Source organism: Pseudomonas sp. UYEF17, from assembly GCF_040546125.1.
Classification (GTDB): domain Bacteria; phylum Pseudomonadota; class Gammaproteobacteria; order Pseudomonadales; family Pseudomonadaceae; genus Aquipseudomonas; species Aquipseudomonas putida_Z.
The window spans coordinates 105,208-131,912 of record NZ_JBEPNE010000003.1 but is presented as its reverse complement, the minus strand read 5'-3'; the positions used below and the strand labels follow the sequence as shown (position 1 = coordinate 131,912).

The 26,705-nt window shown below is 65.0% G+C and carries 17 protein-coding genes; 5 read left to right on the top strand and 12 right to left on the bottom strand.

The features are described 5' to 3' along the window. Positions 1–21: 21 nt before the first annotated feature. The 3 genes from ABIB24_RS05935 to ABIB24_RS05925 form a co-directional block, all read right to left on the bottom strand. Positions 22–2,433, bottom strand: coding sequence for a glucose/quinate/shikimate family membrane-bound PQQ-dependent dehydrogenase (locus tag ABIB24_RS05935; protein ID WP_354316220.1), 2,412 nt, complete (start codon positions 2,431–2,433; stop codon positions 22–24). 30 nt (positions 2,434–2,463) lie between these two features. Continuing rightward, positions 2,464–3,798 (bottom strand): carbohydrate porin, encoded by a 1,335-nt coding sequence (locus tag ABIB24_RS05930; RefSeq protein WP_354316219.1) that lies wholly within the window; start codon positions 3,796–3,798, stop codon positions 2,464–2,466. A gap of 303 nt (positions 3,799–4,101) precedes the next feature. Further along, positions 4,102–6,147, bottom strand: coding sequence for a TonB-dependent receptor (locus ABIB24_RS05925; protein ID WP_274120346.1), 2,046 nt, complete (start codon positions 6,145–6,147; stop codon positions 4,102–4,104). A 165-nt stretch (positions 6,148–6,312) separates the two neighbouring features. Here ABIB24_RS05925 and ABIB24_RS05920 point away from each other — a divergent pair, with 165 nt between their 5' ends. Further along, positions 6,313–6,534, top strand: coding sequence for a VF530 family protein (locus ABIB24_RS05920; RefSeq protein WP_003252112.1), 222 nt, complete (start codon positions 6,313–6,315; stop codon positions 6,532–6,534). 1 nt (position 6,535) lies between these two features. Further along, positions 6,536–7,171: a Pr6Pr family membrane protein gene (locus tag ABIB24_RS05915; protein ID WP_085590256.1), complete on the top strand. Its 636-nt coding sequence runs from the start codon at positions 6,536–6,538 to the stop codon at positions 7,169–7,171. A gap of 259 nt (positions 7,172–7,430) precedes the next feature. Here the strand turns inward: ABIB24_RS05915 and ABIB24_RS05910 are convergent, their stop codons facing one another. The 3 genes from ABIB24_RS05910 to ABIB24_RS05900 all read right to left on the bottom strand — a co-directional run bounded on the left by ABIB24_RS05910 (position 7,431) and on the right by ABIB24_RS05900 (position 11,969). Next, entirely contained in the window at positions 7,431–8,192 is a 762-nt protein-coding gene (locus tag ABIB24_RS05910; RefSeq protein WP_075046163.1) for a siderophore-interacting protein, read from the bottom strand. After that, positions 8,185–8,730, bottom strand: a complete 546-nt coding sequence (locus tag ABIB24_RS05905) for a PadR family transcriptional regulator (RefSeq protein WP_046614772.1) — start codon at positions 8,728–8,730, stop codon at positions 8,185–8,187. Before ABIB24_RS05905 ends, ABIB24_RS05910 begins: the two co-directional genes overlap by 8 nt. A gap of 89 nt (positions 8,731–8,819) precedes the next feature. After that, a complete protein-coding gene (locus tag ABIB24_RS05900; RefSeq protein WP_085692276.1) occupies positions 8,820–11,969 on the bottom strand; it encodes a transglycosylase domain-containing protein in 3,150 nt (1,049 codons plus the stop codon). Between the two features lie 476 nt (positions 11,970–12,445). On the opposite strand from ABIB24_RS05900, the gene ABIB24_RS05895 reads away from it, so the two are divergent. Continuing rightward, positions 12,446–13,864: an amino acid permease gene (locus ABIB24_RS05895; RefSeq protein ID WP_137164735.1), complete on the top strand. Its 1,419-nt coding sequence runs from the start codon at positions 12,446–12,448 to the stop codon at positions 13,862–13,864. A gap of 124 nt (positions 13,865–13,988) precedes the next feature. Here the strand turns inward: ABIB24_RS05895 and ABIB24_RS05890 are convergent, their stop codons facing one another. Beyond that, entirely contained in the window at positions 13,989–15,608 is a 1,620-nt protein-coding gene (locus ABIB24_RS05890; RefSeq protein ID WP_025340407.1) for an FMN-binding glutamate synthase family protein, read from the bottom strand. 276 nt (positions 15,609–15,884) lie between these two features. Continuing rightward, on the bottom strand, positions 15,885–20,153 hold the full coding sequence (locus tag ABIB24_RS05885; protein WP_354316218.1) for a DEAD/DEAH box helicase: 4,269 nt from the start codon (positions 20,151–20,153) through the stop codon (positions 15,885–15,887). Between the two features lie 246 nt (positions 20,154–20,399). Between ABIB24_RS05885 and ABIB24_RS05880 the strand changes: the two genes are divergently transcribed. Continuing rightward, positions 20,400–20,813, top strand: coding sequence for an NUDIX hydrolase (locus ABIB24_RS05880; protein ID WP_137164733.1), 414 nt, complete (start codon positions 20,400–20,402; stop codon positions 20,811–20,813). Here ABIB24_RS05880 and metR read toward each other — a convergent pair. Next, the gene (gene metR / locus ABIB24_RS05875; RefSeq protein WP_003258025.1) at positions 20,797–21,714 is read right to left on the bottom strand and encodes a transcriptional regulator MetR; all 918 of its coding nucleotides are present in this window, start codon (positions 21,712–21,714) and stop codon (positions 20,797–20,799) included. The genes ABIB24_RS05880 and metR overlap by 17 nt on opposite strands. 196 nt (positions 21,715–21,910) lie before the next feature. Here metR and ABIB24_RS05870 point away from each other — a divergent pair, with 196 nt between their 5' ends. Then, on the top strand, positions 21,911–22,906 hold the full coding sequence (locus ABIB24_RS05870; RefSeq protein ID WP_354316217.1) for an alpha/beta fold hydrolase: 996 nt from the start codon (positions 21,911–21,913) through the stop codon (positions 22,904–22,906). Between the two features lie 169 nt (positions 22,907–23,075). On the opposite strand, the gene ABIB24_RS05865 is transcribed toward ABIB24_RS05870, so the two are convergent. From ABIB24_RS05865 to aauS, 3 genes are read right to left on the bottom strand one after another with little or no spacing between them, the layout of a single operon-like run. Continuing rightward, positions 23,076–23,411 carry a GlpM family protein gene (locus tag ABIB24_RS05865; protein WP_013973973.1) on the bottom strand — a complete coding sequence of 112 codons (336 nt, stop codon included), beginning with the start codon at positions 23,409–23,411 and terminating at the stop codon, positions 23,076–23,078. Positions 23,412–23,437: 26 nt separating this feature from the next. Continuing rightward, complete coding sequence (aauR, locus tag ABIB24_RS05860) at positions 23,438–24,766, bottom strand: two-component response regulator AauR (RefSeq protein WP_046614764.1); 1,329 nt, start codon at positions 24,764–24,766, stop codon at positions 23,438–23,440. Next, positions 24,763–26,667, bottom strand: a complete 1,905-nt coding sequence (gene aauS / locus ABIB24_RS05855) for a two-component sensor histidine kinase AauS (RefSeq protein WP_025340401.1) — start codon at positions 26,665–26,667, stop codon at positions 24,763–24,765. Before aauS ends, aauR begins: the two co-directional genes overlap by 4 nt. Between the last annotated feature and the right edge of the window lie 38 nt (positions 26,668–26,705).

The window sequence follows — 26,705 nt, the reverse complement described above, 5'->3', positions numbered from 1 at the left end:
CGCTGGCGGGGCTCGGCAGCTTTATTCAGCCAGTTTGTAGGCGATGATGTAGTCGCCCATCCTGGTGCCCAGCGAGCCATGCCCGCCGGCAGTCACCAGCACGTACTGCTTGCCATCCTTGCCGCTGTAGCTCATCGGCGTGGCCTGGCCACCCGCTGGCAGGCGGGCTTTCCACAGTTCCTTGCCGTTGTTCACGTCATAGGCGCGCAGGTACTGGTCCAGGGTGCCGCTGAGGAAGCCGACGCCACCGGCGGTGACGATCGAACCACCCATGCTCGGCACGCCAACCGGCATGCCGATCGGCACCGGGGTGCTGTCGCGGGTGGTGCCGTTCTTGTGCTTCCACACCATCTTGTTGGTGAACAGGTCGATGGCGGCGACATAGCCCCAGGCCGGGGCCTGGCACGGTACGCCCAGTGGCGACATGAACGGGTGCATGGTCACCGCGTACGGCGCACCGGTGTTCGGCTGCACGCCGCTGGTCTCGCTTTCACGCTTGCTGCCCTCTGCCACCTGCTCACGCGGGATCATCTTCGACACGAAGGCCATGTAGTTGGGCGAGGTGAACAGCAGTTGGCGCACCGGGTCGACCGACACGCTACCCCAGTTGAACACACCGACGTTGCCCGGGTAGATCAGCGAGCCTTGCTCGGATGGCGGGGTGTACTGGCCTTCGTAACGCAGTTCGCGGAACTGGATGCGGCACAGCATCTGGTCGAACGGCGTGGCGCCCCACATGGCCTGTTCGGTCAGTTCAGGGCCGAGCAGGTTGAGGTCGGAGCGGGCCTGGGTCGGCGAGGTGTGGTCGCCTTTCACCGCACCTTGCGGGGTGGGGATCTCGCGGATCGGCACGATCGGCGTGCCGTCGCGGCGGTCGAGCACGTACAGGCTGCCTTGCTTGGTCGGCACGATGATTGCCGGCTTCACGCCGTCGTCGGTCTTCAGGTGGACCAGGGTCGGCTGGCTGCCGACGTCCATGTCCCACAGGTCGTGGTGGGTGAACTGGTAGTTCCAGCGAGCCTTGCCGGTGGCAAGGTCCAGGGCGACCACGCCGGCGCTGTACTTCTCGGCACCCGGGGTGCGGTTGGCGCCCCACTGGTCCGGGGTCTGGTTGCCCAGTGGCAGGTAGATCATGCCGAGGTCTTCGTCGACGCTGGCGATCGACCACATGTTGGCCGAGTTGCGGCTGTACATCTTGCCAGGAGCCAGCGGCTGGGTGTCGTCCGGGTTGTTGCTGTCCCAGTTCCACACCAGGTGGCCATCGTGCACATCGTAGGCACGGATCACGCCGGATGGCTCGTTGGTCGACTCGTTGTCGGTGACATGGCCACCGATGATCACCAGGTCACGGGTGACTGCGGCTGGCGAGGTGGAGTAGTAGCCGCCGGCGGTGAACGGGCCGATGCCGGTGGTGAGGTCGATCACGCCCTGGTTGGCGAAGCCTTCGCAGACCTTGCCGTTGTCGGCATTGATGGCGATCAGGCGGGCGTCCGCAGTCGGCAGGTAGAGGCGGCGCGGGCAGGCCTGGGCCACGGCCTGGCCGGCGTCGGTAATTTTCGGTGCCGGGCTGCCGTCGCGGCTGACGTAACGGTTTTCGTCATAGTACGAAACGCCACGGCAGGTCATGTGGGCGAAGCCCTTGAAGGTGCCGACTGGGCTCTTGACCTGCGGGTCGTAGCGCCAGATTTCCGCGCCGGTGTCCGGGTCCAGGGCCAGCACGCGGCTGTGCGCGGTGCAGGCATAGAGCATGCCGTTGACCTTCAGCGGGGTGTTCTGGTTGGTCAGCTCCACCGGGTCGTTTTCGGTCGGCAGGTCACCGGTGTGGATGCGCCAGGCTTCTTCCAGGCGGTAGGCATTCTGCGGGGTGATCTGGCGCAGCGGCGAATAGCGGTCGCCGTGCTCGGTGCGGCCGTAGGCCTGCCATTCGCCGTCGGGCATGGCCGGGGCGGCGCTGGCCATTTCGCTGCTGTCGCGGCCCAGTTCGCCGAACACTTCACCTGGGTGGGTGAACTGGCTGCCCAGGGCGCAAGCGCCCGAAGCGACCACTGCAATGCCGAGCAGCGCAGTGTTGGCCTTGTTGGCCGGGCCGATCAGCGGGCGACGCGCCCAGGGCAGCAGCAGGACCACACCGATGGCAAACCAGATGGCCAGGCGCGGTACCAGTTGCCACCAGTCCAGGCCCACTTCGAGCAGGGCCCACACGGTGCTGCCCAGCAGTACCAGGCCGTACAGGCCCAGGGCGATGCGGCGCTGGGCCAGCAGCAGGATGCCCGACAGGGCAAAGCCGATACCGGCGATCAGGTAGTACAGCGATCCGCCCAGCTGGCTCAGCTTGATGCCGCCGGCCAGCAGGGCCAGGCCCATCAGCAACAGCAGCGCGCCGATCAGGCGCGGTAGCCAGCGGCTTCCATTGTTGGCACCTTCAGTGCTCATCGTAGGTTCTCCGTCAGGTCAAAAAGGGGGTTAGAAACTGCTCTGGATCTTCAGGCCGCCGATCAGGGCGCCATCGACCTGCGACACCCCGCCCGGGTGGCGGATGTACTGCAGGTTGGGGCGGACCGTGAGCCAGTCGGCCAGGTGGATGCCGTAGTACAGCTCGGCGCTGTACTCGGTGTCCTGCACCGGCAGGAAACCAGGGTTGTCGTAGTCGTAGAGGCCGGCGGCCTGGTTGGCCAGGCGCGCGTTCTTGCGATAGGCAGGGTTGACGTGCACACGGGCCAGGGCGAAACCGATGTCGTCCTTGGCGCGGGCGTCGAAGGGCCCTTTGTATACCAGTCCTGCCTGCACATAGTTGTCGATGGCATTGGTCTTCTTGTCGTGCACCGTGGCGTTGGCGAACAGGCTCAGGCCACGCGACTGGTCGGACGCCAGCGAAGTCACCTGCTGCTGGGCGCCGAGCCACAAGCCGTGCTTGCTCGAACTGCTGCGGTAGGCGGCGCCGCTGAGGGCTGCCGGCTGGCCGTTGCTGTCCTTGAGAACATCCTGTGCCTTGGCATTACTGTAGTAGTAGCCGGCGCGATATTCCCCTTTCAGACCATTGACCTGTGGACTCCATACCAGTTCTATCGGTATTACCGCGCCTTGGGTGCCGCTGCCGCTGAGCTTGAAGCCGTTGCCCGACTCCAGGTTGGAGGGATTCTGCTCGTACACGCCGACCTGGGCGTAGAGGGCATCGCTGAGGTTGTAGCGGACGCGCAGGGCCCACTGGCTAACCGGCCAGTTGTACCAGATGCCGCCCACCCAGTTGCCTACCTGCGAGCCGCAGAAGGCCAGGTTCTGGAAGTCGCAGGGGAAGCTGTTGAAGTCCTCGCCTTCGCCGAAACGGCCGAATTTCACGTCCAGTGCGCCATCGAAGTACTTCTGCTTGATCCACATCTGCGTCAGCCGCCAGGTTTCGCCACGGCCCCAGACCTCCTGGGCCGAGGTGAAGCCGCCGACACGCGGGTCGTTGATGCGGTCGTTGCTGATGTTGTCGCCGTGGCGCTCGGTGATGGTCAGCTGGAATTCGGTGTCGTGCCAGCCAAGGATCTTCTCCAGGTCCAGGTGGCTGCCGAAGGTGAACTGGTCGCTGTAGCGCGCGGTGCGGTCGTGGTCGTAGCCACCATGCAGGTTGCTGCCCATCTCGCCGGTGTAGCCGAGGGTGAAGTCGTAGCCTTTTTCCAGCAGTTCGCTGCGGGTGCCACCCCAGTCGCCGAGCATCCAGGGGGAGTCGCTGGCGAACATCTCGCTGGCGCCGGTGGGGGCCGCCAGGGCGCTGAGGGCAAGGCCGATGTAACAGGTTTTGGGCAGTTGGAGCATGAGATAGCGCTATCTTTTGATTATTGAATAAACGGCAAGCGCATCGAAGGGCGGGCCCTCCAATGGAAATGACGACAAGATGGTTTCGATGAAGCGATTCAGCTTGCGGCGGGGAGGATATAGGGGAAGTTGTAAGAAAAAAAGACAAATTGTCGCAGTGGATTGTTGCTGATATGGCAACAGTCCAGAGCTTGCGAGCTCTTTGTGGGAGCGGGCGCGCCCGCGAACACCGGCGGAGCCGGTGCCATCCACCGTGTCGGCTTCTTCGCGGGCATGCCCGCTCCCACAGTTACTGATTTGCAATCAGAAGGAGGTACGCAGGCCCACTTCCACACTACGCCCCGGCGCCGGGGCGATATCGCGCAGGATCGAGCTGGCATAGCGCACGGTCTGGTCAGTCAGGTTCTCGCCGCGCACAAACGCCAGCCACTGGCTCTGGCCAACTTCGAAGCGATAGCCAACGCTGGCCCCCAGCGTGGTATAGCCATCGGTGCTGGTTTCGTTGGCCGGTTTGCGATGCTGCGACGCAGCATGCTGCACGTCGACCCGCGCCTGCCAGCGGTCCAGCTCCCAGACCAGGCCGCTGTTCAGGCGCAGTGGGGCGATGCGTGGCAGCGGCTCGCCACTGTCGAGGTTTTTCGCCCGGGTGTAGTCACCGGAGAGCTCCAGGGCAAAGCTGCCATAGCGGTTCTCGGCCAGTTGCCAGCGGTCCTGGGCCTCGATGCCATAGAAGCGCGCCCGCACGCCCTGGTACTGGTATTCCGGGAAACCGTCATGGTCGTGATCGTGGTCATGGTCATCCTCGCCATGGTCGTGGTCATGCCCCTCGCGGGTGTTGCCGGTGCCGATCAGGCCGATGTAGTTGCGGAAGTGGCTGTAGAACACCCCGACACTGCCCTTGTGGGTGCCGTTGTCGAAACGCAGGGCCAGGTCGGCGGAAATGGCTTTTTCCTTGTTCAGGCTGGCATCGCCGACTTCAAAGGCTCCAGTGGCCACGTGGGCACCATTGGCATACAGCTCGTAGAAGGTCGGGGCGCGCTCGGTGTAGCCGAGGTTGGCGGCCAGCGACCAGATCGGGTCGAGCTGGTACACCGCCCCGGAAGACAGGCTGAAGGCGTTGAAAGTGCTGGCGCTGTCGGCGTCGGCGAAGTTCTCGTTGCCTTTGGCATCCGGGTCGACCCGGGTGTGCTCCATGCGTGCGCCCAGGCTCAGGTTCAGGCGCTCGGTGGCTTGCCACTGCTCCAGCATGAACAGCGCCAGGCTGTCGGTGTCGGTGTGCGGGACGAAGGCTTCCTCGCCCAAGGCGGAGAATTCGTTGCGGCTGACCTGGGCGCCGATCACGCCTTCTACCGGCCCTAGCGGTTGGTGGCGGGCTTCGATACGTGCTTCATAGCCCTTGTTCCTGAAGGTGGTGTGGACTTCGCCTTCTTCTATTTCACGGTGCTCGTAGTCGGTGTAGCCGGCATCGACCTTGACCGAAGTGAACGGGCCGTCCAGGTCACGCAGTTCGGAGGCGAAGGCGTAGTGGTCCTGCTTCATGTCCAGGCGCACACCTGGCTCGGCCACCGAGCCATAGTTGCTGTCGTAGCGGCTGTACGACAGGCCGGCGTAACCGTGGTCCCAATGGTAGGCGCCACCCACGGCGCCACCGTCCTGGCGGCCGTCGCTGTTTTCCAGGCGGTGCTTGCCGCCGGGTTCGTCGGCGTCGCGCACCTTGGAACTGCGCGCGTAACCGGGGATGCGCAGGTCGTTGAACTGGCGGCTGTTGGCATCCAGGTGCAGGGCGAAGGCACCGTTGCCGGCCTCCAGCTTGCCAGCGCTGCTGCGGGTGGTATCGGCGCCGCCGTAGCGCAGTTCACCGGCACCTTGGATGCCCTCGATAGGGGTATCCGGGATGCGATTGTCGAAGGTATTGACCACACCTCCGATGGCGTTGCCGCCGTAGAGCAGGGCTGCCGGGCCACGGACGATCTCGACACGGTCGACGGTCACCGGGTCCAGCGGCACGGCGTGGTCGTAGGACAGCGATGAAGCATCCAGGGCGCCGACGCCATTGCGCAGGATGCGAATACGGTCGCCATCCAGGCCACGAATTACCGGGCGACTGGCGCCAGGGCCGAACCAGGTGGAGGCGACCCCGGGCTGCTTGTTCAGGGTTTCACCGAGGCTGCCGTGCTGCTGTTGCAGCAGGTTGTTGCCTTCGAGCACGGTGCTGGGTGCGGCCAGCTGGCTATTGCCCAAAGGGTTGGCGGTGATGACCTGGGGTTCGAGTTCCACGGCGTGGCTGGGTGATGCGGCCAGCCACAGCGCGACGGCGAGGGGAGAGAGGCGAAGCGGTGTGTACAGCATGGGGATGGGGCGTTCCTTGGCAGATGCTTTTGTATTGTTACAATATAACATCTCCATTTCAGCACAGAGGTTTTGCGCCTGGCCAGCGGTTTTTCTGTCGACTCACCTGATCCCACCCACCACTACACTCGTGTAAGGTGCGCATCTTTCCTACGGAGCACTGGCATGAGCACGGCCCAACACAACGCGCTGCACGGCAAGACCCTCGAACAGATCCTCACCGAGTTGGTGGCGCACTACCAATGGCAGGGCCTGGCCGAGCGCATCGATGTGCGCTGCTTCAAAAGCAACCCGACCATCAAGTCGAGCCTGACCTTCCTGCGCAAGACGCCGTGGGCACGGGAAAAGGTCGAGCAGCTGTACGTGAAGCTGCAGCGCCAGGCCTGACATGCCGCGCCGTCCCTGGCTGACCGGCATGGCCGTGCTGGGTTGGTTCGGCCTGGCCGTGCAGGTGTACCTGGTGCTGTTGGCGCGTTGGCAGGAACAGGCCAGTCTGGTGGGTGGCCTGATCAATGTGTTCGGGTATTTCACCGTGTTGACCAATACCCTGGTGGCAACAGTGCTCAGTTATGCGGCGTTCGGCCGGGAAGGCCGTGCCAAGCGCTTTTTCCTGTCGCCTGCGGTGAGTTCCGCGGTGGCCGCCAGCATCGTGCTGGTGGCATTGGCCTACAGCGTGCTGTTGCGTCACTTGTGGCAACCGCAGGGCTGGCAATGGCTGGCGGACGAGTTGCTGCACGATGTGATGCCCGTGCTATATGCCTTGTACTGGTGGTGCGAGGTGCCCAAGGGCAGGTTGCGGCTATGGCATCTGCTGGTCTGGGCGGTGTACCCGGCGACGTATTTTGCCTACGCGCTGTGGCGGGGGAGCGAGATTGGCGTGTATGCCTACCCGTTCATCGATGTGGCGAGCCTGGGTTATGGGCAGGTATTGCTCAATGCCCTGGGGGTGTTGGCGGGGTTCTGGGGGATTGGGCTGGTGTTGCTGGGGCTGGACAGGTGGCGGGGGCTGCACAGATTGGCTTGACCTGCACTGGCCCTATCGCCGGCAAGCCAGCTCCCACGAGTACAGCGTTGATCTCTAGGTTGTCGCTGTACCTGTAGGAGCGGCCTTGTGTCGCGAAAGGGCCGCAACGCGGCCCCAGGATTGATGCGCAACAGTTGAAATTGCTGGGGCTGCCTTGCAGCCCTTTCGCGACACAAGGCCGCTCCTACACCCCTCAGCGTTCAAGGGCTGCGCGATTCCTGTGGGAACTGGCTTGCCGGCCAGTGCAGGCAATAAACAATCATTCGTCGTCCGCAGTCCCGTCGGCACGCCAGTAGGCCACAGCCTTGAGCGCATCCTCAGGCAAGCCTTTCTCCAGCAACAGTGCCTTGGCCTGCCGGCTCAGGGCCTTTTCCAGTGCCACCCAGCCGTACAAACGGCCCTGCGGCAAGGTCAGGTTCTTCACCAGTGCCAGCAAGTCCTCCTGTTGGCGACGTACCCAGATCACCTCCACCTGTGCCTTGCTCGGCAGTGGCTGGCGTTCCTGCTCGTCTTCGATCTGGATAACCGCCAGCACCTGACGGCCCGCAGGCAACTCCTCCAGACGGCGGCCAATGGCCGGGATGGCAGTTTCGTCACCGATCAGCAGGTAGCTGTCGAAAATGTCCGGCACCACCATCGAAGCCCGCGGCCCGGCAATGTCCAGGGTTTGCCCGGGTGCCGCCTGGGCTGCCCAGGTAGAGGCAGGGCCATCGCCGTGCAGCACGAAGTCGATGTCCAGCTCATTGGCCACCAGGTCGATGCGCCGTGGCGTGTATTCGCGCATGGTAGGCCGCGCGCCACCTTCTCGGCCCAGGTTACGAGCCTCGATGGCCTGTTGTTGCTCCGGCGTTTCGGCGAACAGCAGCTTGATATGGTCGTCGCTGCCCACGCTGGTGAAGCCCTGCAGCTCGGCACCCCCGAGGGTGATGCGGCGCATGCGCGGGGTCAGTTCGGTGACCCGCAGCACCTGCAGGCGGCGTTGGCGGATTTCGTGGTTGACGCGGTGAATGGTGTCACTCATGGGGTGTCTCCCTGACAGGTTCGGCCGGCCCGGAGGCGATGGCCTTGGCGGTGTGGTTGAGCAGGTCGCGGACCCGCTCGATTTCTTCCGGTGTCCAGCGGCCACTGTGCATGTGCAGTGCGTGGCGCAGGTTGCCGACCGCTTCATGAATCTCTGGTGGGCGGTCGTGGCCGCGCAGGGCGCGCTTGCTGACTTCGATGCGCATGCGCACGCCGTCCAGTGCGACGGCCTGTTCGGCCAGGGCGGTGCGGCCGGCTTCGGTAATGGCGTAGAGGCGTTTGCTGCCCTGCACCTGGCCGCTGATCAGTTCGGCCTCCTCGAGGAAGTTGAGGGTGGGGTAGATCACCCCGGGGCTTGGGCTGTAGCTGCCGTCGAACAGGTTTTCGATCTGGCGGATCAGGTCGTAGCCGTGGCCTGGCTGCTCGGCGAGCAGGGCCAGCATCAGCAGCTTGAGGTCGCCGGGGGCGAAGACGCGCGGGCCGCGTTCGCCACGACCTGGGCGCCGCTCGAAGGGGTCATGGGGGGTATGTTCGCGCATGGGGGCAGGGCTCCGTCGTTTGCGATATATCGTAAGATATTACTCAAGATATATCTAAAGACAAGCCCTTAATTGCAGATGATTATCATCTAGTTGTTCGATGTATCCCCTTGCGGCGTGGCTGTGTGCATGGCCACCTGCGGCGCTTTGCACTCATTCGGATTGCCCGGTTGCAGGTATGGCATGAGGATCGGAGCCATGCCCTTGAGTACCTGCACCGGCAGCGCCGAGGTGAACTTGAAGGCCTCTGCCGAGCGCCCCGGCACGAACGCGGTCAAGGTGCCGAAGTGGTTGTCACCCAGGAAGAACACGAAGGTGGCGGTACGGTTCAGCGAGCGCGAGCCGATCAGCCGGCCGCCAGCACCAAAGCTTTCGATGCGGTTGTCACCGGTACCGGTCTTGCCGCCCATCACCAATGGCGTGCCGTCCTGCAGCTTGAAACTGCCGGAAATACGCCGCGCGGTGCCCGCATCCACCACCTGCGACATGGCGCCTTTGAGGGCGCGCGCCACTTCGACCGGCAGAATCCGCACACCCCGGTCCGGGTCGGTGACCAGCTTGGTCTCGTAAGGCGTGTTGGCAGCGAAGTGCAGGGTGTCGATCCGCAAGGTCGGCAGCCGCACGCCGTCGTTCTGGATGATGCCGACCAGTTCGGAGAGGGCAGCGGGGCGGTCGCCCGAGCTGCCGATGGCGGTGGCCAGCGAGGGTACCAGGTGGTCGAATGGATAGCCCACGCGCTTCCAGCGCTGGTGAATGTCGAGGAACGCTTCGATCTCGACCATGGTGCGAATGCGGCTGTCACGGGCGCCCTGATGGCGGCTCTTGAACAGCCAGCCGTAAACCTCCTGGCGCTCGAAGCGGCTGGCATTGACCATTTCGGTCAAGGTAGAGCCGGGGTTCTTCAGCAGGTAACCCAACAGCCACAAGTCCAGCGGGTGGACCTTGGCGATATAGCCCTGGTCGGGCAGGTCGTACTTGCCCGGGCCATAGGCGTCGTACATCTCCGACAGGCGGCCATCGGTCAGTTTGCCCAGGACGATCTTGTCACCCTTGAGGTGGGCGCGGACGAAGGCGTTGAAGGTTTCCTGGCCAGCCTCGGGGAACAGGTAGCGGTGCACGGCCGCCAACCGTTGCGGGGTTACGCGCATGCTGTCGAGGAAGGTGTCCAGGCGCTGCTGCGAGGTCTTGCGCTGGTATTTCTTCCAGAAGCGCATCAGGTAGTTGGTGCCTTCCTTGTCGGCGAAACGGGCCAGGTATTCCTGGCGGCGCGGGTCGGAGTCGTCCTTGAGCAGCGGCACGCGGTTGTATGGCTGCTGGTAGGTCACGTAGCGCACTAGGTCGCGCATCAGGCGGATGAATGGCAGGTTGATCGACTCGCGCAATGCATCCTTGAGGGTCGGGTTGCGGCTGTTGTCTTCCTTGCGGAAGTTGTTGAACACATGCATGCCGCCGCCGGTGAAGAAGGCTTCGCCGGTGTTGGCCGAATACTTGCGTTCCAGCGCCGCATCGAGCATCGCGTCCAGGCTCTGGTTCTTGCTGTTCTGCGCCAGCCATTCCAGCGACCACTGGCTGATGCGGTCGAGTTCGGCGACTTCGACTTTCTTCAACTCGGCGGCTGGCTTGCCGGCGTACTTGTCGTGCAGTTCGGCGATGATCTCCAGGTAGGTGGTGAGCACCCGCAACTTGGCGGTGGAACCCAGCTCCAGCTTGCTGCCTTCGTTGATGTCGAACGGCTGGTCGGTGCTGTCGGTCTGCACCCGCACCCGCGAGCCGTCGGCAGTGCGCTCGAACAAGGTGAAGCTGTAGCTCACCTGGTCGGTGGTCTTGGCGGTAAGCAGGCGTTCGCCGATCAGGCCGATCTGCGCCGCGAATTCAGGATCGGCAAGGTTTTTCAGGTACTGGCTGACCTGCAGCTGCAGGTCGGACTGCAGAGTACTGGTGGCCGACACGTCGAGCCGGTCGAGGTCGTACAGCGGGCGGTTGAGCATGGCCGCCAGGCGGTTGCGTGCCAGGCTGATGCCCTTGTTGGTGACGATCGGCACGATGGTCGGTTGCGCCACCCAGTCGCGGTATACCGCCTTGCTGGCCAGTGCGGCGTCGGCCAGTGGCTGCTCGATGACCTTGTTGGCGGCCAGCACGCGGATGTGCGCGTCGGTCAGTTCGGCCAGTTCGAGCCGCCCCTTGGACAGGTAGTGCGACGGCCGGCGCTGGGCAATCATCAGTGACAGCACCTGGCGCAGGGCCAGGCCGCGTGCGGCCATGCTCTCGGGGTCGCTGGCGGTGGAGTTCAGGGCCTGGTTGACCTGGTCGAAGTCGGCGCCGTACCACACCCGCAGGCCTTCGGCCATGCCATGCACTTCGCCATGCCCAGGCACCGCCGACAGCGGCACGCTGTTGAGGTAGTCCCGCACGATGCGCTGGCGCGCCTCGGTGGTGTCAGGGCCGCCCTGGTAGGCGCGCACGCTGGCGGAAATCATCTGGCGGATCTTCTCGGCGCCGGAAACGGTCAGGCCGTCCGGTGAATGGCGGTACTTTTCCAGCTGCGTGGCCAGGGTGCTGCCGCCAGCGGACTGGCCGGGCAGGGCCAGGTACTTGGCCACCTGGCTGTAGGCGGCCTTGGCGAAGCGCGGCCAGTCCACGGCCGGGTTGTTGCGTGGGTCCTTGGTGTCGAGCAGGTCGCGGTTCTCGATGAACAGCAGGCTGTTGACGATCACCGGCGGGATCGCCGCAAAGTCCGGGTACAGGTGTTGCGGGTAGTTGTACTGGTACAGCATGTCGCCGCGGCAATCGGTGATCGACAGGCCAGCCTGGATTTTCTCGATATAGGGGGCGAACAGCCCATGATCGACGTAGTTCATCAACGCCGGCGAGAACTTCACCTGCTCGCTGATCAGGTAGTCGCGCTTGAGCAGGCGCGGCAGGAATTCGCCCAGCGCGCTGTAGCCCAGGCGTTTGTCGAACGGCCCTTCGCCGGGGTAGACGATGGCATCGCTGGGGCCTGGTTGCAGCGAATAGGTGAGGGTGCTGGCCAGCTTGCTGAATTCCCGCGATTGCAGGTTGGAGGTGCGGAATTCGTCATACGCAGCGAAGCCGATGGCCACCAGCGCCACCAGCAGAATGAGGATGATCAGCCGCCACCATAGCCGACGCTGACGGGGGGACTTGGGTTGTGGCGTCTCGGCCGGAGGTATCTCGGGTGCTTCCGTTCTGCTTGGTTCCGATTGCCACAGTGCGCCCATAGTCTTCTATCCGGCCAGGTATTTTCGTCTTGCTTGTCTGAAGCTTAGACGTTGAGCGGGTCAGGTGAAAAATTTGTAAGAGACGGAGAAAAGTGGCGTAGGGCTATGCGGCTTTGGTGTGGGTTTATTCGAAAGGCGATATTGCTATGGTGGCCGGGCGATTTTGGGGCTGCTGTGCAGCCCTTTCGCGACACAAGGCCGCTCCTACAGGAGACAGAGCACGCTTGTAGGAGCGGCCTTGTGTCGCGAAAGGGGCGCGAAGCGGCCCCAGAGATCTTGCTGAATTTTCCTGTTTATACAGCGAAAACCCCTACAACGGTCTTCCTATACTGCTCGCCCCCTTCGCCTTGCCGGGCGCTCTATTCCGGCACACGGGCCGGCCCACAAGGCCAGCTCGGCAAGCCAACGCCACGCCTATCGGCCTGGCCGGTGCTGCACGAAGGTCAAATCCAATAACAAAATGAGGTTGTATTGCTATGCCAGTCGGCAACCACCCTGCCCACGGCCAGGCCACCGAAGGCGGCCCGCTCAAGCGTGAACTGGGCGAACGGCACATCCGCCTGATGGCGCTGGGCGCCTGTATCGGTGTCGGTCTTTTCCTCGGTTCGGCCAAGGCCATCGAAATGGCCGGCCCCGCCATCATGCTGTCCTACATCATCGGCGGCCTGGCCATTCTGGTGATCATGCGCGCCCTTGGCGAAATGGCCGTGCACAACCCTGTCGCCGGCTCGTTCAGCCGTTATGCCCAGGACTACCTCGGCCCGCTGGCGGGTTTCCTTACCGGCTGGAACTACTGGTTCCTGTGGCTGGTGACCTGCGTTGCCGAAATCACCGCGGTGGCCATCTACATGGGCATCTGGTTCCCCGACGTACCACGCTGGATCTGGGCCCTGGCGGCGCTGGGCAGCATGGGGGCGGTCAACCTGGTGGCCGTCAAGGCGTTTGGTGAGTTCGAGTTCTGGTTCGCCCTGATCAAGATTGTCACCATCATCGCCATGGTCCTTGGCGGCATCGGCATCATTGCCTTCGGCTTCGGCAATGACGGCGTGGCAGTGGGTATCTCCAACCTGTGGAGCAACGGCGGCTTCATGCCCAATGGCGTGACCGGCGTGCTGATGTCGCTGCAGATGGTGATGTTCGCCTACCTGGGCGTGGAAATGATCGGCCTGACCGCCGGTGAAGCACGCAACCCGCAAAAGACCATCCCACAGGCCATTGGCTCGGTGTTCTGGCGCATCCTGTTGTTCTATGTCGGTGCGCTGTTCGTGATCCTGTCGATCTACCCGTGGAACGAAATCGGCAGCCAGGGCAGCCCATTCGTCATGACCTTTGAGCGCCTGGGCATCAAGACCGCCGCTGGCATCATCAACTTCGTGGTCATCACTGCAGCGCTGTCGTCGTGCAACGGCGGCATCTTCAGCACCGGGCGCATGCTCTACAGCCTGGCGCAGAACGGCCAGGCCCCGGCGGCCTTCGCCCGTACGTCGAAGAGCGGCGTGCCGCGCAACGCGCTGCTGCTGTCGATCGGCGCGCTGCTGCTGGGCGTGCTGGCCAACTACCTGGTGCCGGAGAAGGTCTTCGTCTGGGTGACTTCGATCGCCACCTTCGGCGCGATCTGGACCTGGGTGATGATCCTGCTGGCGCAGCTGAAGTTCCGTGCCGGCCTCACCACTGCCGAGCGCAAGGCACTGAAGTACCGTATGTGGTTGTGGCCGCTGAGCTCGTACCTGGCGCTGGCCTTCCTGGTGCTGGTGGTCGGCCTGATGGCGTACTTCGAGGACACCCGCGTGGCGCTGTACATCGGTCCGGCGTTCCTGGTGCTGCTGACGGTGCTGTACTACGCATTCCGCCTGGCGCCGAAAGACGCGCAGGGCGTGGCCAGTACTGCTTCCTGATCTGAAATGGCTGGGGCCGCTTTGCGGCCCTTTCGCGACACAAGGCCGCTCCCACAAGAGATAGCGTACTCCTGTGGGAGCGGCCTTGTGTCGCGATGGGCTGCGTAGCAGCCCCAGGGTTCTATCAGGCTGCCACTTCGCTGTTCGGTTCGAAGCTGTCCGCCCGCGCCAGCTGCCACATGCGCGAATAGAACTGCCCGTTCACCTCGCCAGTCAGCAGCTCACCCGGCTTCAGGAACACATGCATCTGCGAGAACAGCTTGATCTCGGTGGCCGAGATGCGCCGTACCAGGTGCTTGGCTTCCAGCTGCGCCGGGTGCTCCAGGCCTGCTGCCGCAAGCATTTCGGCCAGGGCACGCAAGGTATTGTGATGGAAGTTCAGCACCCGCTGGGCTTTGTCCGGCACCACCAGCGCCCGCTGGCGCAGTGGGTCTTGCGTGGCCACACCGGTCGGGCACTTGTTGGTGTGGCAGCTCTGCGACTGGATGCAGCCGATGGCGAACATGAAGCCGCGCGCCGAGTTGGCCCAGTCGGCGCCAATGGCCAGCACGCTGGCAATGTCGAACGCGCTGACGATCTTGCCGCTGGCGCCCAGTTTGATCTTGTCGCGCAGGTTCAGGCCGACCAGGGTGTTGTGCACGAACAGCAGCCCCTCGCGCAGCGGTACGCCAATGTGGTCGGTGAACTCCACCGGCGCCGCGCCGGTGCCGCCTTCCTTGCCGTCGACGACGATGAAGTCGGGCAGGATGCCGGTTTCCAGCATGGCCTTGGCGATGCCCATGAACTCCCACGGGTGGCCCAGGCAGAACTTGAAGCCTACCGGTTTGCCGCCAGACAGCTCACGCAGCTGGGCGATGAACTGCATCATCTCGATGGGGGTGGAGAAGGCGCTGTGGCGCGACGGTGATATGCAGTCTTCGCCCATCAGCACGCCACGGGTTTCGGCAATTTCCCGGGTCACCTTGTGCTTGGGCAGGATGCCGCCATGGCCGGGCTTGGCGCCCTGGCTCATCTTGATCTCGATCATCCGCACCTGCGGGCTGCGCGCCTGGGTGGCGAAGCGCTCGGGGTCGAAGCGCCCGTCCGCCGTGCGGCACCCGAAGTAGCCACTGCCCAGTTCCCAGACCAGGTCGCCACCGTGCTCGCGGTGATAGGGGCTGATGCTGCCTTCGCCGGTGTCATGGTGGAAATTGCCCAGCTTGGCGCCTTGGTTGAGGGCGCGGATGGCGTTGGCGCTGAGCGAGCCAAAGCTCATCGCCGATATGTTGAAGATCGATGCCGAGTATGGCTGGCTGCACTGCGGCCCGCCGACGATGACCCGGAAGCTTGCCGGGTCGGCCAATGGCGCCGGGCGCATGGAGTGGCCGATGAATTCGAAGCCGGACTCGTACACGTCGATCAGGGTGCCGAAGGGCTTGTCCGAGGCTTCGTTCTTCGCCCGTGCATACACCAGCGAGCGCTGGGCGCGGGAGAACGGCAGGGCGTCGCTGTCTGCCTCCAGCAGGTACTGGCGGATTTCCGGGCGAATGGCCTCGACAAGATAGCGGATGTTGCCCAGGATCGGGTAGTTGCGGCGTACTGCGTGGCGTTGCTGCAACAGGTCGAACAGGCCGATCAGGCTGAGGATGGCGGTGCTCAGGGTGAACGGCCACAACCATTCGTGGTGGGTGAAGGGCAGGCTCGCCAGGGTGAACAGCACACAGGCGGCGAAGAAGGCATAGCGGCTGAGAAGTGACAGGCTCATACAGGGTCCTTGCGATGGCGCGGTCAGGCTCAGGGCCTGGGGCAAACCCCGACCATAGCCAAGTTGCACGGCTGTGCAAATTAAAATCGGGGTAGCGAAAATCATTCTCGCAGAGCCTGGCAATAGTCTTCAGGCCAGCACGGGCTTTTGTAGGAGCAGCCTTGTGCTGCGAAGAGGCCAGCAGGGATACGGATTGTCTTCGGCAATAATGGCCTCTTCGCAGCACAAGGCTGCTCCTACAGGTGCTATGCATGCCCGAAGTCGGCAACAAGGGATTCAGATAGTGTCGCGCAGCAGCTTCTGCCGCCAGCTTTCCTGCTCTTGTGCCGGTGCTTCGACCAAGTACGAATAGTGCCCGGCCACCCGCACCGCCACCGGCACCCCGTCGCGATACAACAGGCGGTTGCCGCTCACCGCCGGCACTTTCGCCCCCGGCAGCAGCGACCCGACCAGGTTCAGCGGGTCACTGGCACTTACCACCACCAGTGCCCCGTCCAATTCACGCTTGCGCACCTGCCGCAGCAGCCCCACCGCCTCCGGCAGGGCGAACTGTTCGCCGGCCAGCCCGGCAATGAAACGCCCGCCACGAATCTCGCCACGCGCTTCCAGCCTGTGATAGCAGCGCAGCAGTTCGCGCCAGGGCGGCAGCACATCGCTTTCGCGCTCCAGCAGGCGCCAGCACACCACGCCATAGCGCCGAAGCAGGGCCCGGGCGATGTGCTCCAGGCGCTGGCTGTCGTCTACAGCGCCCCTGCGCAGCAAGGCCCAGCGCCCGGCATGGGACATGCTGCTGGACAGCGGCGGGTGGCCGCGTCGGCTGTTGCGCGATGTGCGTTTCGCCGCCGGGGTGATCAAGCTGCGCAGGCCGGTGAAGCTGTCGGCCCCCACCAGGCCTGCGCCTACCAGCTCTTGCAAGGCCGTTTCCAGTTCGCTGGGCAGCAGGTGGGCATCGTGTGTCAGCTCGTCGAAGAACAGCGCGCCATGTGCGTTCAGCACCTCGTGGACGCGTTGCGCCCGTGCGCCGAGGCTATCCAGGGTTGGCACGGGGGCAAGGCTGCGCCACAACCCAAGATGCTCGCGCGGCAACAGCACCAGCGGTGTGCTCGACAAGGTGTTGCTCGACACGGTCGCCGCCAGCCGGCTCCAGGCAAACTGCCCGCTACGGCAGGCATCGTCGAGCCAGTGCGGGCTGTAGTCCTTGATACGTGCTGGCAGCAGTTCGGCCTCCCATGCTCCGGCGGCACTCGGGAATCCTTGTAACTGGCCTAGTACCTCGGCCACGGCTTGCGGGCCGCGCAGGCGCGTGTCGTCAGCCAGGTGCTGCCAGTCGAACAGAAAGCGCATGAAGTCCTGCAGGCTGACCGGCTCGATCTCCCGGCGCAGGCGTTTGACCGTGTAGCGGTGGATGCGCGCCAGCAAATGGCGCTCGCACCACTGCAGTTCGCTTGCGCCGGGGCTGAAATGCCCACGCAGCACGTAGCCTTCGGCCTCCAGGCGGGCCAGGGCCTGTTCGATGGCTGGCAGCGGTTTGCCAAGTGCTGCCGCAATCTGCGCACGGGTCAGCGGGCCATGGCCGCTCAGGCGGGCTCGCAATAGTTCGACCAGCGCAATGTCCGGCTCGATGGCCTGATCGAAGCCTGGCAGTACCTGCAGCGCAGGTTCCAGCCGGGAGCCGGGATACAGCACTTGCAGCAGGCTCAACCGCTCACGCGCCAACCACAGCTTTTCATCCACCAGGCGCAAGGCCCGGCCGGCCTTGGCCAACTGCCTGAGCAGCAGCTCCCAGCTGGCATTGCCCTGTACTTCGTCCTGGCTGATGGCCCCCAGGCCCATCAACGCTTCATGCATTTCGTCGGCATTGCCCGGTTGCGGCCATGCCTCGGCTGCGACGGCGGCGATGGCATCGGCGTCCAGCGCGCCCAGGTCGTCGCCGCTCTGCACTTCGCTCCAGCGCCGGTTGAGCACCGCCTGAGTGCGTCGTTCTTCCAGTGGCGCGTCATCCAGGAAGGCATAGGGCCGTGCATTGAGGATGGCCGCCGCCAGCGGCGAAGGGGCGGGCAGGTCGCGGCACAGCAGGCGCACCGTGCCGCTTTCCATACGCCGCAACAGCGCCAGCCAGCCTTCGCTGTCCATCGCCTCGTGCAGGCAGTCGTCGAGGGTTTGCTCGACCAGCGGATGATCGGGAATCTGCCGCTCGCCGACGATGTTCTCCAGGCAGGCGATCTGATCGGGGAATACGGCGGCAATCAGGTCTTCACTCTTCATCCGCTGGATCTGTGGCGCCACCTTGCGACCGCCGACAAAGCGCGGCAGAGCCATGGTCACGCTGGCGTTCCAGCGCCAGCGCACGCCAAACAGCGGCGCATCGAGCAGCGCCTGGACAAGGATCGGCTCGGCGCTGCGGCTGTTCAGGTAACGCCACACGTCGTCCAGTTCGAAACTGTGGCTGGAGGACAGCGACAGCACGATGGCGTCCTCGCTGGCTGCCGCCTGCAACTCGAAGTTGAAGGTGCGGCAGAAGCGCTTGCGCAGGGCCAGGCCCCAGGCGCGGTTGATGCGGCTGCCGTAGGGCGAATGGATGATCAGCTGGGTACCGCCGGACTCATCGAAGAAGCGCTCCATCACCAGCGTGTCCTGCGATGGCAGGGCGCCGAGCACTTCGCGGGTGCGGGCCAGGTAGTCGAGCAGCTGCCCAGCGGCGGCTTCGTCCAGTTCGAAGGTGGCCTGCAACCATGCCAGCACCTCGGCCTGGTTGTTGTCAGCCAGCTGTTGGTCGATCTGCGCCTGCAGCCGGGCCACCGCGGCAGACAGCTCGTCGCTGCGCCCCGGCGCCTCGCCCAGCCAGAACGGGATGGTCGGTGGCAGGCCCTGGGCATCCTCCACCCGCACCCGACCCGGCTCGACCCTCAGGATGCGATAGGAGGCATTGCCCAGCTGGAAAATATCGCCGGCGATGCTTTCCACGGCAAAGTCTTCGTTGACGCTGCCGATGTTCAGCGCCTGCGGTTCGAGCAGCACGGCGTAGTCGGCGTTGTCGGGGATGGTGCCGCCGCTGGTCAGGGCGGTCAGCTGGCTGCCGCGGCGGCCGCGCAGGGTGCCGCTCACCGCATCGCGGTGCAGGTAGGCACTGCGCACGCCCTGGCGGCCGTTGTAGCCCTCGGCGAGCATGCGCAGCAGGGCCTGGTAATGTTGCTGGTCGAGCTCGGCGTAGGGTGTGGCCTGGCGCAGGCAGTCGAACAGGGCCTGTTCGTGCCAGGGCTGGTTGCTGGCTTCGGCGACGATCTGCTGGGCCAGCACATCCAGCGGCGCCCGGGGAATGTGCAGTTCATCCAGCTCGCCCCGGCGTATGCAGTCGAGCAGGGCCACGCATTCGATCAGGTCATCGCGCGAGGTCGGGAACAAGCGCCCCTTGGGCACGCCATCGACCTGGTGTCCGGCGCGGCCGACCCGCTGCAGCAAGGCCGCGATCGAGCCTGGCGAAGCGATCTGGCAGACCAGGTCGATGTCGCCGATATCGATGCCCAGCTCCAGCGATGCAGTGGCCACCAGCACCTGCAGTTGGCCGTTTTTCAGGCGTTGTTCGGCATCCAGGCGTAGCTCCTTGGCCAGGCTGCCGTGGTGCGCGGCAACCGCCTCCTTGCCCAGGCGGTCGCTGAGGTGGCGGGTGATGCGCTCGGCCAGGCGTCGGGTGTTGACGAACACCAGGGTGGTGCGATGTTCGCGCGCCAGGGTGGCCAGGCGGTCATAGACCAGGCCCCAGACATCGGTGGCCATAACTGCACCCAGCGGCACTGGCGGCACCTCGATGTCCAGGTCGCGCTGCCGAGCATGGCCGACATCGACGATTGCGCAGGGGCGGCCGTTGCCGACCAGAAATTGCGCCACCCGCTCGACCGGGCGTTGCGTGGCCGACAGGCCGATGCGCCGCAACGGCCGGTTGCACAGGGCCTGCAGGCGCTCCAGGGTCAGTGCCAGGTGGGCGCCCCGCTTGTTGCCTGCCAGGGCATGGATTTCGTCGACGATCACCGTGTGCACGCTGGCCAGGCCTTTACGGCCAGAAGCCGAGCCCATCAGCACGTAGAGCGATTCGGGGGTGGTCACCAGGATGTGCGGCGCCAGCTTGCGCATGGCAGCACGCTCCTTCTGCGGGGTGTCGCCGCTGCGCACGGCGGTGGTGATGCGCGGGGCGTTCAGGCCCTGGTCCGCGAGGGCCTGGCTGATGCCTTCGAGTGGGGCTTGCAGGTTCAGGCGGATATCGTTGGACAGCGCCTTGAGTGGCGAAACGTAGACCACCTGGGTTTGCGCTGGTAGCTCGCCCTGATGCTCCAGGCCTTGGCGGAACAGTTCGTCGAGCACGGCCAGGAACGCGCTGAGGGTCTTGCCCGAACCGGTCGGCGCGGCCAGCAGCATCGACTGGCCCGCATGGATCAACGGCCAGGCCTGGGCCTGGGCATCGGTCACCGTGGCGAAGTGGCGACGGAACCAGGTGCGCACGGCGGGGTGGAACAGCTCGAGCACCGGGTGGTGTTTGGCGGGCAGGTTCATGTGTTGGTTATGGAGGGTGTGGGGCGGGTTGGCAAGGGGCCGTTCGTCTGCCGGATCGGCTATGACCTGTGCCGGCCTCTTCGCGGGTAAACCCGCTCCCACAGGTACTGCGCCGCTCTCTGGCCTTGTGGTGCACTTGTGGGAGCGGGTTCACCCGCGAAGAGGCCGGCACAGGAAACACTGGCCTTGTCAGGCCAGGAACCCCATGGGATCCTCCCCGGCCATTGTTTCAGGTGAGCCCAGCCCATGCCCAACACCATCCGCATCGCCGCCGCCCTGCTGATCGACCCCCAGGGACGCACCCTGCTGGTACGCAAACGCGGCACCCAGGCCTTCATGCAGCCCGGCGGCAAGATCGATGCTGGCGAAACCCCGGTGCAGGCGTTGGTGCGCGAGCTGCATGAGGAACTGGGCCTGCACATCGACCCGGCCCAGGCCGTGCACCTGGGCCAGTTCAGCGCCCCGGCCGCCAACGAGCCGGGCTTCGAGGTACAGGCCGAACTGTTCCGTGTCGACAGCGCCGCAGCCGTGCTGCCGGCCGCGGAGATCGAGGAGGTGGTGTGGCTGGCCGCTGACCAGGCACCCGCCATGCAGCTGGCACCTCTGACCCGCGACCTGATCCTGCCGCTATACCGCCAGTCCGTCAGCGCACCGCGCTGACACCATCGAGGGTGGCGAACGAGGTGTCCTTCGCCGTCAGCAGGAAGTCGCGCATGTATGGCGCATCGAGCATGTCGGTGCGCACGGCGGCATAAAGCGTGGCGAACAGCCCTTTTTCACCCAGGCGCTTGCCCTTCACATACCCGCGCGAACTGTACTCGTGCAGCGCCCAGTGCGGCATGCCGCACACGCCACGGCCGCTGGCCACCAGTTGCATCATCATCACCGTCAGCTCCGAGGTGCGCACGGCGGCGGGCTCGATGTCGGCCGGCTCCAGGAAGCGGGTGAAGATGTCCAGGCGGTCGCGCTCCACCGGGTAGGTGATCAGGGTCTGGTCAAGCAGGTCCTGCGGCACGATGTAGGGCTTGCTGGCCAACGGGTGCTGGTTGGCCACCGCCAGCATCGCCTCGTAGGTGAACAGTGGCACGTAGGTGATGCCCGCCAGGTCCAGCGGGTCGGAGGTCACCACCAGGTCGAGGTCACCGCGGGCCAGGGCCGGCAGTGGGGCGAAGGCAAAGCCGGAGGCCAGGTCCAGCTCCACCTCCGGCCAGGCGTCACGGAACTGGTCGATGGTCGGCATCAGCCACTGGAAGCAGCTGTGGCATTCGATGGCCATGTGCAGGCGCCCGGCGGTGCCACCGGCCAGGCGCGCGATGTCACGTTCGGCGCCGCGCAGCAGCGGCAGGGTGGCATCGGCCAGTTGCAGCAGGCGCAACCCGGCGCTGGTGAAGCGGATCGGCTTGGTCTTGCGCACGAACAGCGGCAGGCCCAGGCGCTCTTCCAGCTCCTTGAACTGGTGCGACAGCGCCGACTGGGTCAGGTGCAGGCGCTCGGCGGCCTCCACCAGGCTGTCGGCCTCGCGCAGGGCATGAAGGGTTTTCAGGTGACGGATCTCCAGCACAGCTGACTCCGGTGTGTGGATTTGAGGAAACAGGGAATGAGTTGAGTTTCCCTCATGTTGCCGCGCCTGTCGACTGGGCGTACCGCCGCACCGCCTGGCGGGAGTCATCAAACTGTCACTGAACTGTGGCAGCGCGCCCGAACAGAATTCATCAGACTCGCGCTCTACTGGGGATCTGCATTCTGGTGTTTCTTTCATGCGGGCTTTTTGGCTTTTTCTTTTCTTTGTATTCGGCGTACCGGCGAGTTTCGCTGAACAGCGTTGTGACGCCCACGTGCCGGTGCAGCGTGCCGAACTGGGCGCGGTCAGCCTGGTGTATCAGAGCGTCGGTGCGCCACGCGACCCGGCCTTGCTGCTGGTGATGGGCCTTGGCGGGCAGCTGATCCACTGGCCGGACGACGTGGTCGAAGCGTTGTGCCGCCAGGGCTTTCGGGTGATTCGCTATGACAACCGCGATGTCGGCCTGTCACGCTGGAGCCAGCTGCCACCGTCGGCCAACCTGACGGTCGAGCTGCTGCGCTACAAGCTGGGCCTGCCGGTGGCTGCGCCCTATACGCTGACCGACATGGCGGACGATGGCCTGCGCCTGATGGATGCGTTGGGCGTGCGCCAGTTTCATGTGCTGGGGGTGAGCATGGGCGGCATGATTGCTCAGCACCTGGCCGCCATGGCGCCCGAGCGCGTGCGCAGCCTGACGCTGGTCATGTCCAGTTCAGGGGCGGCGGGGTTGCCGGCGCCGGATCCGGCGCTGGTGCAGTTGCTGGCCCGGCGCAGCGCACCGAACCGCGAAGTGGCCATCGAACAGCAGGCCGACCTGCTGGCGGCGCTGGGTAGCCCCGAGGTGCGTGACGACCGTGCGGCCTTGCTGCAGCAGGCGGCCGTGGCCTATGACCGGGCGTTCAACCCGGAGGGGGCCAAGCGCCAGATCATGGCGATACTGGCCGAGCCGAGCAGGGTCGAGTTGCTGAACCAGTTGCGGGTGCCGACCCTGGTGGTGCATGGCACGGCCGACCCGTTGCTGCCGGTGATGCATGGCGTGCACCTGGCGGCGCATATCCAGGGCAGCGAGCTGCGCTTGATACCGGGGTTGGCGCACCGCTTCCAGGAGCCGTTCAAGGCGCCGTTGCTGGGGGCGGTGTTGCCTTACCTGCAGGCACATCGGCAGGATGTCACGCATATCGCAGGGCTGTGAATTTCCATGCTTCCAGGCTGATGCGATCCCCTGTAGGAGCGGCCTTGTGTCGCGAAAGGGCCGCAAAGCGGCCCCGGCAATATTCGCGGCGAAGCTGAAATCGGGGGCCGCTACGCGCCCCATCGCGACACAAGGCCGCTCCTACACGGACCGCGTCAGCCGACCGGCCTCAGTGCATCCGCACCCACAAGGTCACCAACACGGTCGCCGCCATCAGCCAGGCCACCGTGGCCAACGCCAGCGATGCCTCCAGGCGCATGCGGTCGACCAGTACATACAAGGTCGCCAGGTACACGAAGTACGGAATGATCGACCACATGCCGAACAGGATGGTGGTCTTCAGGTCGGCAATGCTGCGCCCTTTGCCGACGATGTAGTGGGCAATCAGGGCGAAGGTGGGGAACAGCGGCACCAGCCCGGCGATGTAGTAATTGCGCGTCTTCGACAGCACCGCCAGCAGCACCACCACGCCAGCGCCCAGGGCAGCTTTGAATACCAGGTCCACGTTGTCTTTCCAGGTTGGGGTTGAGGTTAGCCGAGGCCGTATTTCTTCACTTTGTCGAACAGCGTGGTCTTGGCCATGCCCAGCTCCTGGCTGGCCTGGCTCAGGTTGCCACCGGTGCGTTGCAGGGCATCGCCGAGCAGGTTGCGCTCGAACGCTTCCACCGCCTCGGCAAAGCCCAAACCTTGGCTGGCACCACCGCTGGGGCCTTTCTTGAACGCTGGCAGGCCGAGGGCATAGCGTTCGGCGACGTTGCGCAGTTCACGCACGTTGCCCGGCCAGTCGTGGGCCATCAGGCGCGACAAGGTCTGGCTGTCCAGCGCAGGCGTTTCGCGGTCGAAGCGCAGGGCGGACTGCTGCAGGAAGTGTTCGAACAGCTGCAGGATGTCTTCGCGGCGCTCGCGCAGCGGCGGCAGCTCGAGGGTCACCACGTTCAGCCGGTAATACAGGTCGCTGCGGAACTGGCCGCTCTGGCCCATGGCATCCAGGTCGGACTTGGTGGCCGCGATCACCCGGCAGTCCACCGGAATGCTCTGGTTCGAGCCCAGCCGCTCCAGGGTGCGCTCCTGCAGCACGCGCAACAGCTTGATCTGCAGGTTGATCGGCATGCTCTCCACCTCGTCGAGGAACAGCGTGCCGCCGTTGGCGTGTTCGATCTTGCCGATGCGGCGTTTGCCGGCACCGGTGAAGGCGTTGGCCTCGTGGCCGAAAATCTCGCTTTCGAACAGGTTTTCCGGCAGGCCGCCACAGTTCAGTGCCACGAACGGCTGGCCCTGGCGGCGGCTGAAATCGTGCAGGCAGCGGGCGACCAGTTCCTTGCCGGTACCGGTTTCGCCTTCGATCAGCACGTTGGCCGAGGTATCGGCGACGTTGGCGATCAGTTCGCGCAGGTGCTCCATGGCTGGCGAGCGGCCAATGATGCGCCCCTCCAGGCTGCTTTGTTCGGCCAACTGGCGGCGCAGGGCCACGACTTCGCGCGACAGCCCGCGCTGCTCAAGGGCGCGGCGCACCACGTCGACCAGGCGCTCCGGGGAGAAGGGTTTTTCCATGAAGTCGTAGGCGCCATTGCGCATGGCGCCGACCGCCATGTCGATATCGCCGTGGCCGGTGATCAGCACCACCGGCAGGCTGCGGTCGCGGGCCTTGAGGCGGTTGAGCAGCTCCAGGCCATCGATGCCCGGCAGGCGGATATCGCTGACGACGATGCCGGCGAAGTCGTCGCCGATGCGTTCCAGCGCCTGTTCGGCGCTGCCTACGCCTTCGCAGGCGATGTCTTCCAGGGCCAACGCCTGTTGGCAGCCGAGCAGCACATGCGGGTCGTCTTCGACGATCAGGACGGTAAGAGGCGCTTGGTTCATGGGTGCTCTGCCGATTCGCTAGGGGGTGAGACCAGGGGCAGGGCCAGGACGAAGGCCGTGCCGCCGCTGGCGGGGTGCTCGACGTTGAGGCTGCCCTTGGCGGCGGCGGCAAGGCTCGCCGACAGGGTCAGGCCCAGGCCCAGGCCGTGTTCGCCCGGTTTGGTGGTGAAGAAAGGTTCGAACAGGTGCTTGCGCGCCTCGGCGTCGATGCCGTGGCCATTGTCGCGCACCTGCAAACGGTACTTGTCGCCCTGCAGCTCGCCTTCCAGCCACAGTTGCGGCAGCGGCTGGGCGGCCATGGCATCCAGGGCGTTGCCGATCAGGTTGACCAAGATCTGCTCCAGGCGGGTCTGGTCGATGGCCAGCTGCTGGTCCTCGAACTGATTGTGCAGCTGCAGGTGGCAGGCGCTGATGCGGTTGGCCAGCACCTGCAGGGTAGCGTCCACCGCCTTGGCCAGCGAGGCCTGGCCGCTGTCGTCACTGCGTCGGGCGAACGAGCGCAGGCTGGCGGTGATGCGGCCCATGCGGTCGATCAGGTCGTTCATGGTGCGCAGGTTGGTGCTGGCGGTTTCCAGTGCCCCGCGCTCGAGGAAGCGCACGGTGTTGCCGGACAACGTGCGCAGCGCGGCAAGAGGTTGGTTCAGTTCGTGGGCAATGCTGGTGGACATCTGCCCGATGGCGGCCAGCTTGCCGGCCTGTACCAGTTCGTCCTGGGCGTGGCGCAGGGTCTGCTCGGCATGCCGGCGCTCGCGAATCTGGCCCTTGAGGCGTTCGTTGCTGGCACGCAGGTCGGCCGTGCGTTCGGTAATCCGTCGCTCCAGCTGGCTGTTGGCTTCCTGCAGGGCCTCGCGGGCTGCCAGGCGGGTGGCGATGACCTTGCGCCGTTCGTTCCAGGCAATGCCGAGGATCGCCAGCAAGGCAAAGGCCACGCCCACCAGGATGCCCTGTACCATGGATTCGCGGCGCAGGTCCTGCAGTGGGGTCAGCAGAGTGAAGTGCCAGGGCGTGTCGACCAGGCGCCGGGTCTGGGCCAGGTAGGCCATTTCGCGGGCCTTGCCCTGTGCGGTTTCGCTGTTGGCCGGGAAGGTCAGCTTTTCCACACCGTCGGCCAGGGTTTCACGGGCCAGGGGCTGCAGCTCGTTCAGCGGCCACCAGTAGTACTGCAGGCTACGGGCCAGGCGCTCCTTGATCTGCGGGGTCAGCGGGCGTACCGACTTCAGGCGCCGGGCCGGGTCGCTGGAGAGGATGATGATGCCGTTCTCGTCGCTGACGAACGCTTCCAGGCGGGCACGCTGCCAGCGCTCCTCGAGGGTGTCCAGGCGCACTTTAATCACCGCCACGCCAATGATCTTGCCGTGCTCCTCCAGGCCGTGGGCCAGGTAATAGCCGGCCTCGCCGGTGGTGCTGCCGATACCGTAGAAACGCCCGGGCTCGCCGCGCACGGCGGTCTGGAAGTAGGCACGGAATGAAAGGTCTTCGCCGAGGAACGAGTCGGCATCGCGCCAGTTGCTGGTGGCCTGGACCCGGCCATTGGTGTCGAGGACGAAGATGGCCCGGCTGCGGCTGCGCCGGTTCAGGCCTTCGAGGTATTCGTTGACGATCTGCCGCGAGCCGCCATCAGGGTCGGTGAGCAGGTGCGAGACGCTGTCTTCCAGCTCCAGCAGGCTCGGCAGGTAGGTGTACTTGCTGATTTCGCTCTCGACCGTGCGCGCGTGCAGCTCCAGCTGGCGCTCGCCGTTTTCGCTGAGGGTGCGGATACCGTTGCTCTCGCTGATCAGGTAGCCAGCCATACCCAGGCCGACCATCAGCAGGATGATCAGTGGCGGCAACAGCAATTGGCGGAGCAGGCGGGATTTCACGGCAGGCTTGGCAGGGAGAAGAAGCGAAGGATCGCATTTCATCACAGTGGCCTTGTCACGACCAGCGCCTGCTGCCCGAA